12 protein-coding genes and 1 pseudogene are annotated in these 16219 nt (G+C 56.5%); 12 read left to right on the top strand and 1 reads right to left on the bottom strand.

The annotated features are described in order from the left end of the window. The first annotated feature begins 79 nt into the window (after nt 1–79). The 12 genes and pseudogenes from REH51_RS12265 (at nt 80) to REH51_RS12210 (ending at nt 14556) form a co-directional block, all read left to right on the top strand. Nucleotides 80–883 (top strand): M48 family metallopeptidase, encoded by an 804-nt coding sequence (locus REH51_RS12265; RefSeq protein WP_498935906.1) that lies wholly within the window; start codon nt 80–82, stop codon nt 881–883. A gap of 22 nt (nt 884–905) precedes the next feature. Next, the gene (locus REH51_RS12260; protein WP_498935905.1) at nt 906–1163 is read left to right on the top strand and encodes a hypothetical protein; all 258 of its coding nucleotides are present in this window, start codon (nt 906–908) and stop codon (nt 1161–1163) included. Nucleotides 1164–1493: 330 nt separating this feature from the next. After that, a pseudogene (tssI, locus tag REH51_RS12255) lies at nt 1494–2509 on the top strand (type VI secretion system tip protein TssI/VgrG). Next, nucleotides 2445–2861 carry a type VI secretion system tip protein TssI/VgrG gene (gene tssI / locus REH51_RS12250; RefSeq protein ID WP_498935903.1) on the top strand — a complete coding sequence of 139 codons (417 nt, stop codon included), beginning with the start codon at nt 2445–2447 and terminating at the stop codon, nt 2859–2861. The pseudogene tssI (REH51_RS12255) and the gene tssI (REH51_RS12250) overlap by 65 nt, the downstream one beginning before the upstream one ends. Continuing rightward, on the top strand, nt 2858–4342 hold the full coding sequence (locus REH51_RS12245) for a bacteriophage T4 gp5 trimerization domain-containing protein (RefSeq protein ID WP_498935901.1): 1485 nt from the start codon (nt 2858–2860) through the stop codon (nt 4340–4342). The genes tssI (REH51_RS12250) and REH51_RS12245 overlap by 4 nt, the downstream gene beginning before the upstream one ends. Further along, nucleotides 4297–7290 carry an RHS repeat-associated core domain-containing protein gene (locus tag REH51_RS12240; RefSeq protein ID WP_498935899.1) on the top strand — a complete coding sequence of 998 codons (2994 nt, stop codon included), beginning with the start codon at nt 4297–4299 and terminating at the stop codon, nt 7288–7290. The genes REH51_RS12245 and REH51_RS12240 overlap by 46 nt, the downstream gene beginning before the upstream one ends. Nucleotides 7291–7578: 288 nt before the next feature. Further along, complete coding sequence (locus tag REH51_RS12235; protein ID WP_498935897.1) at nt 7579–7773, top strand: hypothetical protein; 195 nt, start codon at nt 7579–7581, stop codon at nt 7771–7773. A 236-nt stretch (nt 7774–8009) separates the two neighbouring features. Continuing rightward, nucleotides 8010–8993 (top strand): hypothetical protein, encoded by a 984-nt coding sequence (locus tag REH51_RS12230; RefSeq protein WP_498935896.1) that lies wholly within the window; start codon nt 8010–8012, stop codon nt 8991–8993. Beyond that, nucleotides 8990–10690, top strand: a complete 1701-nt coding sequence (locus tag REH51_RS12225) for an RHS repeat-associated core domain-containing protein (protein ID WP_498935894.1) — start codon at nt 8990–8992, stop codon at nt 10688–10690. Before REH51_RS12230 ends, REH51_RS12225 begins: the two co-directional genes overlap by 4 nt. A gap of 403 nt (nt 10691–11093) precedes the next feature. Continuing rightward, complete coding sequence (locus REH51_RS12220) at nt 11094–12665, top strand: RHS repeat-associated core domain-containing protein (protein WP_498935892.1); 1572 nt, start codon at nt 11094–11096, stop codon at nt 12663–12665. Between the two features lie 28 nt (nt 12666–12693). Further along, nucleotides 12694–13851: an outer membrane protein assembly factor BamB family protein gene (locus tag REH51_RS12215; protein WP_009724261.1), complete on the top strand. Its 1158-nt coding sequence runs from the start codon at nt 12694–12696 to the stop codon at nt 13849–13851. 177 nt (nt 13852–14028) lie between these two features. Beyond that, a complete protein-coding gene (locus REH51_RS12210; RefSeq protein ID WP_498937751.1) occupies nt 14029–14556 on the top strand; it encodes an RHS repeat-associated core domain-containing protein in 528 nt (175 codons plus the stop codon). Here REH51_RS12210 and REH51_RS12205 read toward each other — a convergent pair. Continuing rightward, nucleotides 14486–15502, bottom strand: a complete 1017-nt coding sequence (locus REH51_RS12205; RefSeq protein ID WP_234667734.1) for an IS30 family transposase — start codon at nt 15500–15502, stop codon at nt 14486–14488. The genes REH51_RS12210 and REH51_RS12205 overlap by 71 nt on opposite strands. Nucleotides 15503–16219: the final 717 nt, after the last annotated feature.

The raw sequence follows: 16219 nt of genomic DNA, 5'->3' as shown, positions 1-16219 counted from the left end.
GTTATGATATGAGTTGATTTACCACTGACAGTGGTTATCTTGTGTGCAAGATCCCTACTCGTCTATAAGGAAACCGTCTATGCATTGGCTTCGCCCACTGGCTGTTACTGCACTGTGTGCTTCTATTGCAGCATGCTCCACGTCACCTACCGGTCGCTCCCAGTTGCTGCTGCTCTCTGATGATCAGCTCAATCAAATGGGTCAGCAAGCCTTTGCGCAATATCAACAAGATATTCCCACTGCAGGTCAGGCAAGCCATCGCTATGTACAGTGCATTACGGATGCCATCGTAGAGGGATTGCCAGCCGAACAGCGTAATCTTGATTGGCAAATCCGTGTCTTTGAATCTGAACAGCCCAACGCCTTTGCTCTGCCTGGTGGTTACATGGGCGTGAATACTGGCATGCTCGATATCGCAACTAATCAAAATCAGCTAGCCTCAGTTGTCGGCCACGAAATTGGTCACGTAATTGCAAATCATGCCAACGAGCGCGCCTCGACCCAAAGTGCCACGTCACTTGGTTTATCGGTACTTTCCAGCACATCAGGAATGCAAACCCCTGGTGGCCAACAGCTAATGGGCGTACTGGGAATGGGTGCGCAGTACGGAATTGCGCTGCCATTCTCTCGTCGTCATGAGAGTGAAGCCGATGTTATCGGCCTCCAACTGATGGCCCAGGCCGGTTTTGACCCAAGAGAAAGTGTTACCGTTTGGGAAAATATGCAGGCTGCCTCCAGCGGTGGCGCTCCGCCCGCCTGGATGTCGACTCACCCAAGCGAAGGCCAGCGCATCGAAGGGCTTCAAGCTAACATGAATAACGCTATGGCAAGCTACGAGCAGGCGCGTAATAGCGGCCGCACCCCCAACTGCACACGTCCTTAGGCACCTTAATGTTGAGGTTTGAATGATTCGATTTGGTTTATTGCTGCTTGCCCTGCCGATTCTAGTATTACTCGGCGTCTATTTCTGGGAGCTGGGTGATGTACGTGCCTGCCAGCTCGACGGGGGACACTGGGACTACCTGGCAAGTGCGTGCAGCGAGTCGCCGCAGCCCTTTGTATCGTGGCTTGAGCGTTCTCCACTGCTGGTCAACGGCGGCATGCTGGTCTCGGTGGTTGGACTCGTTATGTGCATGATTGGCTTTTACACCAAATCTCGCTAAACAAGAGAGAACAACCAGCATTAACCGAAAAAGGCAGCCGCAATGGCTGCCTTTTGATATTGAAGAGCATTTATCCTTATACAGCCGTCATTTACTTCCCACCAATGCTGCGCTGTTAGGCATCCAAATTTAAAACAGAACCATCCTCCATTATTAAGCACTATCTTATTAACTAACCCTAGGTTGTAAGAGATCTCCTACACCTTGTAAGCCATTACCTACAAGACCGTAAACGGTTGTTTAAAAGCACCTTTAGCGATTGCAGTTTGTGCTTAACACGCTACTTTGGACGATTCTGACTTTTTCAGTAATGATCCAAGGAGCGGCACGATGGCACAGGGAACGGGCCTACAATTCACCCTCTCGCTACCCGGAGCGAGGGACACAGCCGTGGTGCGTTTTACACACCGCGAGGCGCTATCAGCGCCGTTTTTGCTCTCGGTGGAATTTGCCAGCCGTACCCATGACCTGTCGCCCTCTGATTGTTTGGATCAGAATGCCACGCTGACGATCTGGCAGGATGGCGAGCCGCTGCGCCGCGTGCATGGCATCGTCAGTGAGTTTCATCGCGGTGATCGCGGTCACCGCCGCAGCTTTTATCGTGTCGAGATTCGCCCCGCCCTGTGGCGGCTGTCGCTGCGTCACAACTCGCGTATCTTTCAAGACATCGCGCCGTTTGATGCCATCACCACCCTGGCCAACGAGCGTGGGCTTACCGATATGGGCGTGTCTGCCTTCCGTGAGCCCGCCGAGCGTGAGTTTCTGGTTCAGTACCGCGAGACCGATCTGGCCTTTATTGAGCGCTTAGCTGCCGAAGAGGGTTATTTCTACTTTCACGAGTTTGAGAATGCGGATGGCGGTCAACACCGTTTGGTGTTTGCGATGCCTCGATTCTGCCCAACGTCGGCGAGCGCACCTACCACGGCCGTGCGGGCGGTACACCGCCCCAGCGCCACCTGCGCAAGCTGCGTCAGGTCAGCGTGTACGCCCTGCCTCGGCACGCTCAAGGATTACAGCTTTAAGAACCCCGCCTATGCACAGCGCACCAGCATGAGGCTCGCGACCTGGAAGCACATGCCCAGCGGGAGGATTACGAACACTTCGATTACCCAGGGCGCTATAAAAAAGACGCCTCCGGCAAGCCGTTTACCCGCCACCGCCTGGAAGCGCTGCGCGCTGATGCTACCACCGCCGAGCGGAGAGTGACTTACCTGAACTGGCCCCCGGCCTGTGCTTTACCCTCACCGAGCACGACACGGAAAGCTGAACCAGGAATGGCAAGTGGTCTCGGTGGTGCACTACGGGGAACAGCCCCAGGCCCTGGAAGAAGATGCCGCAGGGGGTGACGGCATGACCCGCTACCACAACGAGGTGGTAATCATGCCGCGGGATCAACCCTTTCGCCCGACGCCCGCCCCCAAGCCCCGAGTCGATGGCCCTCAGGTGGCGTTCGTGGTCGGGCCAGAGGGCGAAGAGATCTACTGCGACGAACATGGCCGCGTTAAAGTGCAATTTCCCTGGGACCGCTACGCCGAACCCAACGAGACCGCCAGTTGCTGGGTACGGGTTGCCCAAGGCTGGGCAGGCGGCGGCTATGGCAGCATGGCAATACCGCGGATCGGCCATGAGGTTATTGTCTCGTTTTTAGAAGGCGACCCGGATCAACCACTGGTTACTGGCCGCACCTACCACGCGTGAACGGCCCCTACCCTGCCGGAACAAAACCCGTACGTATTGCGCACCCAGAGCACCACAGTGGCTTTAACGAACTGCGCTTTGACGACAAAACCGATCAAGAGCAGATCTGGCTCCACGCCCAAAAAGACCTGGAATTGCTGACCCTCAACGACCGCACCGAAGAAATCCGCCGACATAGCCACCTCACCGTTCACCACGACCGCCTCAGCGAGATCCACCACGATGATCACCTGACGGTACACGGCAAACGCCACGCCCTGATCAAAGGCGATGATCACCTCCAGGTCGATGACACCCGCCATGAACACTACGGCGAGGCGCAGTTGGTCGAGGCAGGCCGTGAACTGCACCACAAAGCGGGCAGCCAGATCGTGTTGGATGCGGGCAATGAAATTACCCTTAACGCGGGCGGCAGCTTTATCAAGCTGGACAGCGGCGGCGTGACCATCGTCGGCGCCATGGTCAAGATCAACTCCGGCGGCAGCCCCGGTCGTGGCCGCGGCCACGCCATTGTGCTGCCGCGGTTACCGGGTGAAGCCGCCTCGGAAGCCAGTGAGTACGTCACCCTAGAACCGCACCAAACCCCGCTGCTGGTCAGCGATATTATCGCCGCCACGCCGCTCGCGATGGAGGATATCGACATCGCCGATGGTCTGGCCGACCAGTGCAGCGCCTGCGAGCCTGCGGTGGGCAGCCCGGTCAACCCGCTGCTCGGCGCCAAGCTGCTGCCCGCCGAGACCGATTTTGCGCTACCGGCGCCACGGCCCTGGGTGTTTAGCCGCGGCTACCTCTCCAGCAATGCGCACATCGGCGCGCTTGGCCAAGGCTGGTCGTTGCCTGGGGAGAGTCTGTCGATCACCCTCAACGCGGATGCTTGTATTATCCACGACGCACAGGGGCGCGAGATTACCTTTGGCTCACTGGCCCCCGGTCAGGCGCGCCACTCGCCCACCGAGCAGCTATGGATACGCCGTGGGGGTGCCTCAGTCGATGAAGAGAGCAACGCGTCTCGCTGGCAAGCGTTAGACGAAACGCTGCGAAGTGATCCTGAGCATATTGTGCTCAGCGATGCCAGCGGCCTCTATTATGTGTTTGCACCTTCCACCGTAGAGCAGGAGGAAACAACCGACACCGACACCGCCCGCTGGCCGCTGATTGAAGAGCGCGACCGCAACGGCTATACCACCCAGTACCACTGGGAAGCAGACCTGCTGGTACGGGTGATCGACAGTGCCCAGCGTCACTATCAGTTGGTCTATGACCGTGTCCTTCCCGCCCAGCCTGATGACGCTGGGCTGCGCTTAACCGGCGTCAAGCTGATCCAGGACCACGACGGCAGCGCCCAGGACGACTGGTTAGTCCGTTACTCGTTTAACTCCGTCGGTGACTTGATCGCCGTGCGCCACCGCCACGGTGAGGTGATGCGCGAGTTCGAGTGGGACACCCATATGTTGACGGCTCATCGCGTCCCCGGGGGATAGAAGCCCACTACACCTGGGATCGTCATGCCCCGGATGGCCGCGTGATCGGTCAACAGGAAGCCGGCGGCCTGGCGCGGTCGTACCGCTACGAGGTGGATCACACCCTGGTCACCGACAGCCTGGGCCGCGAAGAGCGCTTCCACTTTGTGGGCAGCGGCCCCGGCAAACGCTGGACAGCCCACACCCGCGCCGACGGCTCACGCATCGAGTTCCGCTACGACCGTGCCGGGCGTAAGGTGGCCACGATTGATTCGCTAGGGCGTGAGACGCTGATCGAGCGCGACGACCACGGCCAGGTGGTCGGCCAGACCACCCCGGATGGCAGCCGCTGGACCATCGAACGGGATGCCCTGGGACAGCCGATGCGCCTCGACGGCCCCGACGATCAGCGCTGGCAGATCAAACGCAATGACCGTGGTCATCCTATCTCTGTCACTGGGCCAGAAGGCACCACCGCCTTCGCCTATGAGAACGCGTCACTTCCTGACCGGCCCACCACGCTGACGGATGCGGTTGGGGCCACCCACCAGCGCGAGTACAACGCCCTGGGCCAAATCACCGCCCAGACCGACTGCTCCCAGCAACGTACCACCGTCACCTACGACCGCCACGGCTATCTGGCCAGTGTCACCAACGCCCTGAACGAGACGACTCGCACCCAGCACGACGAACGCGGCCAGCGAGTCGCCACCCAACTCCCCGACGGACATTACTGGCACCACCATGTGGACCCTCAAGGGCGGCTGGTCGAGTTGGAAGGGCCCCACGGGTTCCGGCAACAGATCTTCTATGATGACCACGGCCGTCCGGTGCAGCGCATCGAGGCCGACGGCAGTCAGCAGCACACCGCCTACGATGACGCTGGGCGACTCAGTGAACTCACTCTGGGCAACGGCGCGGTGTACCGCTTTACCTATGACACCATGGACCGTCTCGCCAGCGAGACCGGCCCCGATGGCCGGGAACAGCAGTACCGCTACGACGACGCCGGGCAACTGATCGAGCGAGTGGAAGCCAACCGCCCCGGCCCTGACGGCCAGCCACTAGTGACGCGGTACGACTACGATAACGCCGGGCGTCTTATCACCCGCCACTTGCCCGCCACCGAGCACGCCCCCGCCAGCAGTGAACACTACCACTGGGGCACCCATGGGCAACTGGACAGCGTCACCAACGACCACAGCGAAGTCACGTTCCGCTACGACCACGCCCAACGGATGATCGGCGAACAGCAACGCCATGCCAGCCTCGAAGGCGCCACCAACGAACACACGGCGTGGAGCTGGCAACACCAGCACACACTCACTGCTACCGGCGCGCCCCAGGCCAGCCAGTTCGGCGAGTTACCGGCCCTTAACTGGCACACCTACGGCAGCGGCCACCTGCACGGTCTCAGCGCCCCCGACCTCCACCTGGAGATCGCCCTCGAACCCGATGCCCTGCACCGCGAGACCCAGCGCCGCCTGAGCCTCAGTACCGGCGTTAGTACCGGCGATCACACCCAGCCGCTGATCTTAGAGCGTGGCTATACCGCCACGGGCCAGGTGGATCACCTCGCATTGCGCAGCCCCCACAGCGCCGGTGAGCAACACTACCAATACGACGCCCTGGGCAGAATGACCTTCCGCACCCAGCAGCATTCACAAGGGCAAGGCCAAACCAGCCCGACCATTGCGTATAACTACGACAAGGCCGGGCGCTTAATCGGCAGCCAGCACGGCCACGATGCCCACCGCTACCCGGTGGATGCCGCCGGGAACCGCAGTGCCGCGAGCAGCTCCACACCTAATGCCACCAACCAGCTCGCCCAGCTTAACGGCACCCGCTACCGCTACGACGGCGCAGGCAATCTGATCCATCGCGAACACCCCGACGGCGAGCGCCTCACCTTGGGTTACGACGGCGCCAATCGGCTAGTGACGTTAACCCGAACCACTCAGCGCGGTAGCACTACCCACGCCAGCTACCGCTACGACGGTCTGGGGCGGCGCATTAGCAAAACCGTGAGCCACACCGATGGCACCACCGCTACCACCCACTACGGCTGGGACGGCGACCGCATCGTCCATGAAGATACCAGCAACCAACGCACCACGGTGGTCTACGAGCCGGGCAGTTTTGTGCCCATGCTACGCATTGATGAAACCCAAGGCCCGCAAGGCAACCAAAACACGCAACTCAGCGCCTATATCACTGACGCCCTGGGCACCCCGTTACAACTACTCAGCCCCAACGGCCAACCCCGTTGGCTCGCCGAGCCCGACGACTGGGCGGCGGTCACAAAACAACGCGCCGTGCGCGGCGTCACCCAACCGATCCGCTTCCAAGGCCAATGGCACGACGAAGAAAGCGGCCTGTACTACAACCGCCACCGTTACTACGACCCACAGCAAGGCCGATACATCAGCCAGGATCCGATTGGTCTCAATGGCGGAGATAACCTCTACCAATATGCGGCGTCGCCGATTATGGAAGTCGATCCACTCGGCCTCAGTGGTGTTTATGGGCTTGGAGGTGGGCCTTATAGTCAATCGAATACGGTGAGAAGGAAGAGCGAGGAGCTTGTTACAAGCGTGGAACCGAACGTCGCGGCTGAAACGTTTGGCGGTGTATTCGGACAAACAGTATCAACTGGGCTTAAGTTTGATTCTGAAGGAAATATCGCCACAGTAGTAACTGAGTGTCAGCAGTATGGTTTGGGGATTTTTAGAGGGGCAGGCACTGGAGGAAATATCGGGGTTAGCTCTGGGCCTCTTGAAAACGGAGTGTCTGAAACTTGGGGGGCTTTTGTGCGTGCGGGAGCTATGAAGGGGGGTGGTGGGTCGATTGATGTCGGAAGTAACTCCATTGCAGGAGCAAGTGGCTGGTTTGGACCAAGCTATGGCATGGCAGGTGGCATTCAACATTGTAAAACCACTACAACCGTGCGTGAAAAGCCAGGAGACTAAAAGCATGCCCTTAATAAATAAAATACGCATATGGTCTTTTGTGATTTGCTTTTTGAGGGGGGGGGCTCTCGTGTTTGGACCCAACGATTTTTTAGAGGGTGCATTATGGGGAATATTGGCGAATACTAGTCGTATATCAGCAGTTTTCGCTGTGGTGACTACGTTTATAGTGCTTATAGATAGTGCTGGTAACGGGCTTAATGAATTACAGAGAAAAAAAGGAGAAAAGAACAAGAAAAAGCGACGTTAACTTTGCCTCTTGATCTTAATTAGTTGCTGGGATTCAACTTGATTCGTTACCGCTTAACCGTCGTCAAGCTGGTTCAAGATCACGACGGCAGCGCCACGGATGACTGGTTGGTACGCTACTCCTTCAGTGCCGTGGGCGACCTGATCGCCGTGCGCCACCGCCACGGTGAGGTGATGCGCGAGTTCGAGTGGGACACCCATATGTTGACGGCTCATCGCGTCCCCGGGGGATAGAAGCCCACTACACCTGGGATCGTCATGCCCCGGATGGCCGCGTGATCGGTCAACAGGAAGCCGGCGGCCTGGCGCGGTCGTACCGCTACGAGGTGGATCACACCCTGGTCACCGACAGCCTGGGCCGCGAAGAGCGCTTCCACTTTGTGGGCAGCGGCCCCGGCAAACGCTGGACAGCCCACACCCGCGCCGACGGCTCACGCATCGAGTTCCGCTACGACCGTGCCGGGCGTAAGGTGGCCACGATTGATTCGCTAGGGCGTGAGACGCTGATCGAGCGCGACGACCACGGCCAGGTGGTCGGCCAGACCACCCCGGATGGCAGCCGCTGGACCATCGAACGGGATGCCCTGGGACAGCCGATGCGCCTCGACGGCCCCGACGATCAGCGCTGGCAGATCAAACGCAATGACCGTGGTCATCCTATCTCTGTCACTGGGCCAGAAGGCACCACCGCCTTCGCCTATGAGAACGCGTCACTTCCTGACCGGCCCACCACGCTGACGGATGCGGTTGGGGCCACCCACCAGCGCGAGTACAACGCCCTGGGCCAAATCACCGCCCAGACCGACTGCTCCCAGCAACGTACCACCGTCACCTACGACCGCCACGGCTATCTGGCCAGTGTCACCAACGCCCTGAACGAGACGACTCGCACCCAGCACGACGAACGCGGCCAGCGAGTCGCCACCCAACTCCCCGACGGACATTACTGGCACCACCATGTGGACCCTCAAGGGCGGCTGGTCGAGTTGGAAGGGCCCCACGGGTTCCGGCAACAGATCTTCTATGATGACCACGGCCGTCCGGTGCAGCGCATCGAGGCCGACGGCAGTCAGCAGCACACCGCCTACGATGACGCTGGGCGACTCAGTGAACTCACTCTGGGCAACGGCGCGGTGTACCGCTTTACCTATGACACCATGGACCGTCTCGCCAGCGAGACCGGCCCCGATGGCCGGGAACAGCAGTACCGCTACGACGACGCCGGGCAACTGATCGAGCGAGTGGAAGCCAACCGCCCCGGCCCTGACGGCCAGCCACTAGTGACGCGGTACGACTACGATAACGCCGGGCGTCTTATCACCCGCCACTTGCCCGCCACCGAGCACGCCCCCGCCAGCAGTGAACACTACCACTGGGCACCCATGGGCAACTGGACAGCGTCACCAACGACCACAGCGAAGTCACGTTCCGCTACGACCACGCCCAACGGATGATCGGCGAACAGCAACGCCATGCCAGCCTCGAAGGCGCCACCAACGAACACACGGCGTGGAGCTGGCAACACCAGCACACACTCACTGCTACCGGCGCGCCCCAGGCCAGCCAGTTCGGCGAGTTACCGGCCCTTAACTGGCACACCTACGGCAGCGGCCACCTGCACGGTCTCAGCGCCCCCGACCTCCACCTGGAGATCGCCCTCGAACCCGATGCCCTGCACCGCGAGACCCAGCGCCGCCTGAGCCTCAGTACCGGCGTTAGTACCGGCGATCACACCCAGCCGCTGATCTTAGAGCGTGGCTATACCGCCACGGGCCAGGTGGATCACCTCGCATTGCGCAGCCCCCACAGCGCCGGTGAGCAACACTACCAATACGACGCCCTGGGCAGAATGACCTTCCGCACCCAGCAGCATTCACAAGGGCAAGGCCAAACCAGCCCGACCATTGCGTATAACTACGACAAGGCCGGGCGCTTAATCGGCAGCCAGCACGGCCACGATGCCCACCGCTACCCGGTGGATGCCGCCGGTAACCGCAGTGCCGCGAGCAGCTCCACACCTAATGCCACCAACCAGCTCGCCCAGCTTAACGGCACCCGCTACCGCTACGACGGCGCAGGCAATCTGATCCATCGCGAACACCCCGACGGCGAGCGCCTCACCTTGGGTTACGACGGCGCCAACCGGCTGGTGCAACTGACCCACATCAGCAAACTGGGCTATACCCGCCACGCCAGCTACCGCTACGACGCCCTGGGCCGCCGCATCAACAAAACCGTGAGCCACACCGATGGCACCACCGCCACCACCCACTACGGCTGGGACGGCGACCGCATCGTACGGGAAGAGACCAACCACCAACGCACCACGGTGGTCTACGAACCGGGCAGTTTTGTTCCCATGCTACGCATTGATGAAACCCAAGACCCGCAAGGCAACCAAGACACGCAACTCAGCGCCTATATCACCGACGCCCTGGGCACCCCGCTGCAACTGCTCAGCCCCAACGGCCAGCCCCGCTGGCTCGCAGAGCCCGACGACTGGGCCGCAGTTAAAAGCCAACGTGCCGTACGCGGCGTCACCCAACCGATCCGCTTCCAGGGCCAATGGCACGATGAGGAAAGCGGGCTGTACTACAACCGCCACCGCTACTACGACCCCGAGCAGGGGCGCTATATCAGCCAGGATCCGATTGGGTTAAGGGGCGGCACAAACTTGTATGGCTACGTCACCAACCCGACGGGCATGGTGGATCCGCTGGGGTTGGAAGTTGTTGGTACCTTTGATGTTTCTACTGGCGATTTAATGTTGATTGATAGTAATACTGGGGTAGAAACAAGAGGAGTATTTCGATCTGGAGGTGTTCCTTATGGTGAGCCTATACCCAATGGAGAATATGATATTCTTGAACATCCCGACCCAGATTTTTTTCGCTTAGAACCTCGGGATTCAAATTATGGGGATGACATCCATGAAGAATCGGGTAGAGATCTATTTCGACTTCATAGGCCAGGCATGACTATTGGTTGTATTGCAGCAAAAGATTCTAGTAATTGGTTAGAAGTGAGGAAAGCCGTGCTTTCCACAGCTACAGATTCGGTAGCAGTTAATTCAAAAAGCCGCAATCCATTTAGCTCTCGAAAAGAGCAACTAATAAGATATGGCCGTATTAAAGTGACGGGAAATAATTGACATGGATTTTTTTCGTTTACTTGCCTTTTTTACTTTAACTCTATATTGCTACTTTGGCTTTGAAAGGTTTTTTCACTGGCTGTGGCTTTCTATAAAATTTAATTCTTTATCACAGGTTGTTTATGTAAACAAAGGTTTAGCTATTTTATATTTAATTATTGGGATTCTATTGATAATTACAGCGCACTGGAACTTCCATGAGAGATATGGCGCATATTTAAAAGTCTGCATAATCCTTGCTTCACTTGCAATGTTAGTGACTTTTTTAATGCTACTAAGTGGTAGGTATCATGCTTAGCCCCTGGGCTTACAGTGGAACCACAACAAGGGCATTTTCCCAGCTACCGCCAAGGAAGCCACTGGCTACTTTCCTTGGCGGTAGCGTGGCTGTGTAGCTTCCACCATGACCCACATCAGACTCAAACACACCTACGGCAGCGGCCACCTGCACGGTCTCAGCGCCCCCGACCTACACCTGGAGATCGCCCTCGAACCCAATGCCCTGCACCGCGAGACCCAGCGCCGCCTGAGCCTCAGTACCGGCGTTAGTACCGGCGATCACACCCAGCCGCTGATCTTAGAGCGTGGCTATCCCGCCACGGGCCAGGTGGATCACCTCGCATTGCGCAGCCCCCACAGCGCCGGTGAGCAACACTACCAATACGACGCCCTGGGCAGAATGACCTTCCGCACCCAGCAGCATTCACAAGGGCAAGGCCAAACCAGCCCGACCATTGCGTATAACTACGACAAGGCCGGGCGCTTAATCGGCAGCCAGCACGGCCACGATGCCCACCGCTACCCGGTGGATGCCGCCGGTAACCGCAGTGCCGCGAGCAGCTCCACACCTAATGCCACCAACCAGCTCGCCCAGCTTAACGGCACCCGCTACCGCTACGACGGCGCAGGCAATCTGATCCATCGCGAACACCCCGACGGCGAGCGCCTCACCTTGGGTTACGACGGCGCCAACCGACTGGTGCAACTGACCCACATCAGCAAACTGGGCTATACCCGCCACGCCAGCTACCGCTACGACGGCCTGGGGCGGCGCATCAACAAAACCGTGAGCCACACCGATGGCACCACCGCCCCCACCCACTACGGCTGGGGCGGCGACCGCATCGTACGAGAAGAGACCAGCAACCAACGCACCACGGTGGTCTACGAACCCGGCAGCTTTGTGCCGATGCTCAGAATTGACCAACGCGTCTCACACAACAACGGCACAGCCGGAGCGAACGAGGAAAAACAGGTAAGCGCCTACATCACTGACGCCCTCGGCACCCCGCTGCAACTGCTCAGCCCCAACGGCCAACCCCGTTGGCTGGCCGAGCCCGATGACTGGGCCGCCGTCACCAACCAACGCGCCGTACGCGGCGTCACCCAACCGATCCGCTTCCAAGGCCAATGGCACGATGAAGAAAGCGGGCTCTACTACAACCGCCACCGCTACTACGACCCCGAGCAAGGAAGATACATCAGCCAGGATCCCATCGGTCTCAATGGCGGGACGAACTTGTATGGGTACGTCACCAACCCGACGGGCATGGTAGATCCGCTGGGGTTGAATCCAAGAGCCATTGTGACAGCCGCACAAACTGCAGAAAAAGTCAGAAATGTAGGCTGGTGCATTGGCCAGGATGTTGCTTTAAACAATAGTCGAGATCAACTACCGGACATCTTGGAGGAAGAAATGGATGCGGCCAGACAGTCTAGAGCTATTGATCTAGAACTATGCCGCCAAGAAAAAAGAAACCGACGTATTTTTGGCACTAAAGAGAATGTCAACGAAGGTAAGTTTAACCCCTGCCAAGAAGACGTTGCAGAAGAGTATAACGATAGGGTTGGGGAATTGACTCAACGAGACGCTGCCCGCCACACATCTATTAATGATGGCCTAAACGGAATATTTACAGGCTGTGCGATGCCCAATCCTGCTGATTTAGATATTCCAACACCCCGCAGCAGATAATGTGGATATAAAAAGTTAGGTGAGTTAAATGAAACAAAAATCTTTAAGCGTGTTTTCCTTCGCTTTCACCGCTAGTGCTGTAGTGATGATACTAATACCTGCTCTCGGTATGGCTGACTCTGTGATGTTTCAAGCCAATCTAGAACGAACGGGAGTTTATGAGGATCTGGGGCCAGAAGAAAGCCCGGAACTCGTATGGAAATTTGATGCTGGTTCCGCGGTTTTTAGCACCCCCTTGGTGTACGACAGTTCGGTGTACTTTGTCAGTTTTGAAGGAGGCGTTTACGCCGTTGATAAGGAAGATGGCTCGGTACTGTGGGAAAAAAATTTAGGGGGGCAGCCAAGCTTTCAAATCACATTAAATGAGGATCTGCTTCTAGTTGGGTATCACTTTAATCGTGGTGATGGAGGATACTTGATAGCAATTGATCGGCTTTCAGGCGAAGAACTCTGGAAGTTTGAAGCAGATGATATTACGGGAATGGAGTCTCCTGCCATATACAATGAAAGGGTGTATCTTGCGTCCTCTAATCATCTTTTTTCTTTAGACTTAAGTACTGGGGAAGAGAGGTGGCGGCATCCTATTTCAGGAGTAAGCAGGCAACTTCTAATTTATGATGAGGTGCTTTATTTTCAAGATGACTCACAGACAATATATTCTTTGTCTCTTAGTGATGGTGTGCCTCATTGGAAATATGTCCCTCCAAACAGTAAAGAATCCCTCTTCAGTACGCCTGCTCTAAAAGATTGTTGTGTTTATGCACTGACTAGGAATTTAGAAGGTAGGCAGCTTGTTAAATTAAACAGGCATAATGGACAGGAAGAAGCCATATTCCCCATTAACTCATCTAGTATGTCTTCGGTTAGCCTGGCTGACCGTATTGCATTTTTCGGTGATGACGGGGGCGGGCAAGATACTCATGGCTATATGAATGCTATGGATGTTGAAAATGGAGAATTGATTTGGCGTTTTGAAACAGACGATCTGGTCGGAGGAGCGGCCTCTATTGCAGGGGACACGGTGTACTTCGGTAGTTATGATCATTATATGTATGCTGTTGACCGCTACACTGGTGAGTTGAAATGGCGTTATGAAACGGAGGCAGGTATTGCCTCCTCGCCCGCAGTAGTCGATGGACGTTTGTACTTTGGCAGTATTGATGGCCATGTGTATGTGTTGGAGTAGCTATGTAGTGATGCGTACATAGAAAGGCAACATTTAAACAATGCCTCTTCCCAATGTGGTCAGCAAACGCCAGACCACCCCAGACGGTAGCCGCTAGACCATCGAACGAGATGCCCTGGGACAGCCGATGAGCCTCAACGGCCCCGACGATCAGCGCTGGCAGATCGAACGCAATGACTGCGGTCATCCTATCTCGGTCACTGGGCCAGAAGGCACGACGAAGAGAGTGGCCTGCACTACAACCGACACCGCTACTACGACCCCAAGCAGGGGCGTTATATCAGCCAGGATCCCATCGGCTTCAACGGCGGCACGAATTTGTATGGGTATGTGACGAACCAGAGGGGGATGGTGGATCCGCTGGGGTTGAGCGGTGGGCATTATGGATTAGGCGGAGGCCCGTATTCACAGTCAAATCGCATTTCCAGATCTGTGGAACAAACTGAATCAGCAACTAAGAGCTGTAGCGCCAGTAGTAATCACTTAATTGGCTTTGGGCAGGGAGTTGCATCTGTTATAGGTGGAAATGTTAATTTCCTCAGAACTCTATCTAGAAATGCGAGACTGTTAGGTAGAGAGGAGATGAAGCGAGTAACGATAGAGGGGGCGGATGCAGACTCTGAGTGCAACACACTCATTGGATGGTTGATGGGCTTTCATGGTACTTGGCCATCAGCTCGCTCATCACTTCTATCGGACATTTAAATCCAAAGCGTTTTCGAGGTCGCATATTCAGCTCAAAGGCAATGGCGTCCAGCTCTTCCTGGCTATGTACTGAAAGGTCCGTTCCTTTCGGTAAATATTGACGGATAAGGCCATTGATATTCTCATTGGCCCCACGTTGCCAGGGGCTATGGGGATCGCAAAAGTAAATCGCAACGCCGGTTTCTTGAGTGATTTTTGCATGTTGTGCCATTTCACGCCCCTGATCATAGGTCATGCTTTTTCGAGCGGTGGTCGGCATTCGATTCAGAGCAGCACTAAAGCCTGCTACGGCGGAGGTGGCGGTGGCGTCGTCCATTTTTGCGAGGATCAGATAGCCACTACTAAGCTCTACCAAGGTGCCTACCGCGGACGCGTTATTCTTACCTTTGATCAGATCGCCTTCCCAGTGGCCGGGCATTTCACGCTTACTGACCTCGGGCGGACGTAAGTGAATGCTGACCATGTCAGGGATCTGGCCACGTCGATCCACTTCGCCACGGCGAGGCTTGCGTGTGGTTTTACCTTGTCGCAAGCAGTGAATCAGTTCCTTGCGAAGGTGGCCAACAGGCAAGGCATAAATGGCCGTGTAGATGGTCTCTCGGCAGACGTAGGCATCGCGCAAATCAGGTAGTTTCATCGTCTTGAGCTTGCCGCTAATTTGTTCGGGAGACAAGCGTCGCCGCAACATATGCACGATGAGATCAAACCGCTCGGTGCCTGGCAAAAGCTTACGCGCAGGACGACAGACCTCTCGACGCTTTTCTCGCTGACGTTGGGCGTACCGGGCGCAGTAACCGTTCTGGGCCATTTGGTTACGGCGTATTTCACGAGAGATGGTTGAAGGAGCTCGCCCCAGGAGCTGGGCAATATGCCGAAGGCTCATCCCTTGGGCTTGACCCACTTGGATGCTGGCACGTTCTTCAATACTGAGTTCGAGGTAAGACATGGGACAACACCTTAGCGAAATGCTCAGGTGTTGCACTCAGTTTCTGCGGCCAAGGGGTAATACAATTGATGAGGCAGCTAGGCTGTATGCTTCAAATGACTTTGTGCGGGAAGAGGCAAACTCCAGAGTAAAGGATTACTGCGGTGAAGGATTCATGGCTGGGAGAGCTTTCATGGGGACACTTACCGGCTTGGGCCCTACCGCTTTATATGGTGATGTGTCCGTAGCAGTGGAGGATCTAATCAAAGAAAATCCTCATGTGGAATGCGAAGAAGTTGTCTACCGAGTTCTTGAGGCAACATTTCATGGGAACTAAAATACCTGCAAAAATATTGATATCAGTTTGTTTTTTTTGTGCTTTTTTATGGACTAGCTTACTACTGTATAGGGAATATTTTGCCGTATGGATGATAATCTTATTTTTATATCCACAAGTTATGGGAGTGCCAAAGGATGATGGATTTTGGAAAATAATGGTTTTCGTTAATCTATATTTTGCCGCACTGACTTCGATGGTAGTGGATTACTATATGTGACCATATGAATCCTGAACTCAACCAATAACTGCAACACAGATGTTGCTCCATCCACCAGGGAAGGCATGTGCTGTTCTCCTTGGCGGTAGCGTGGCAATCACAATCGGCGCTATTCACTATGACTCAATCACACTAAACTTAGGCATGCCTACAGCAGCGGCCACCTGCACGGTCTCAGCGC

This window comes from Halomonas bluephagenesis (assembly GCF_054790765.1).
The sequence above is the reverse complement of the archived record's forward strand: the minus strand, read 5'-3'. Positions and strand labels throughout refer to the sequence as shown.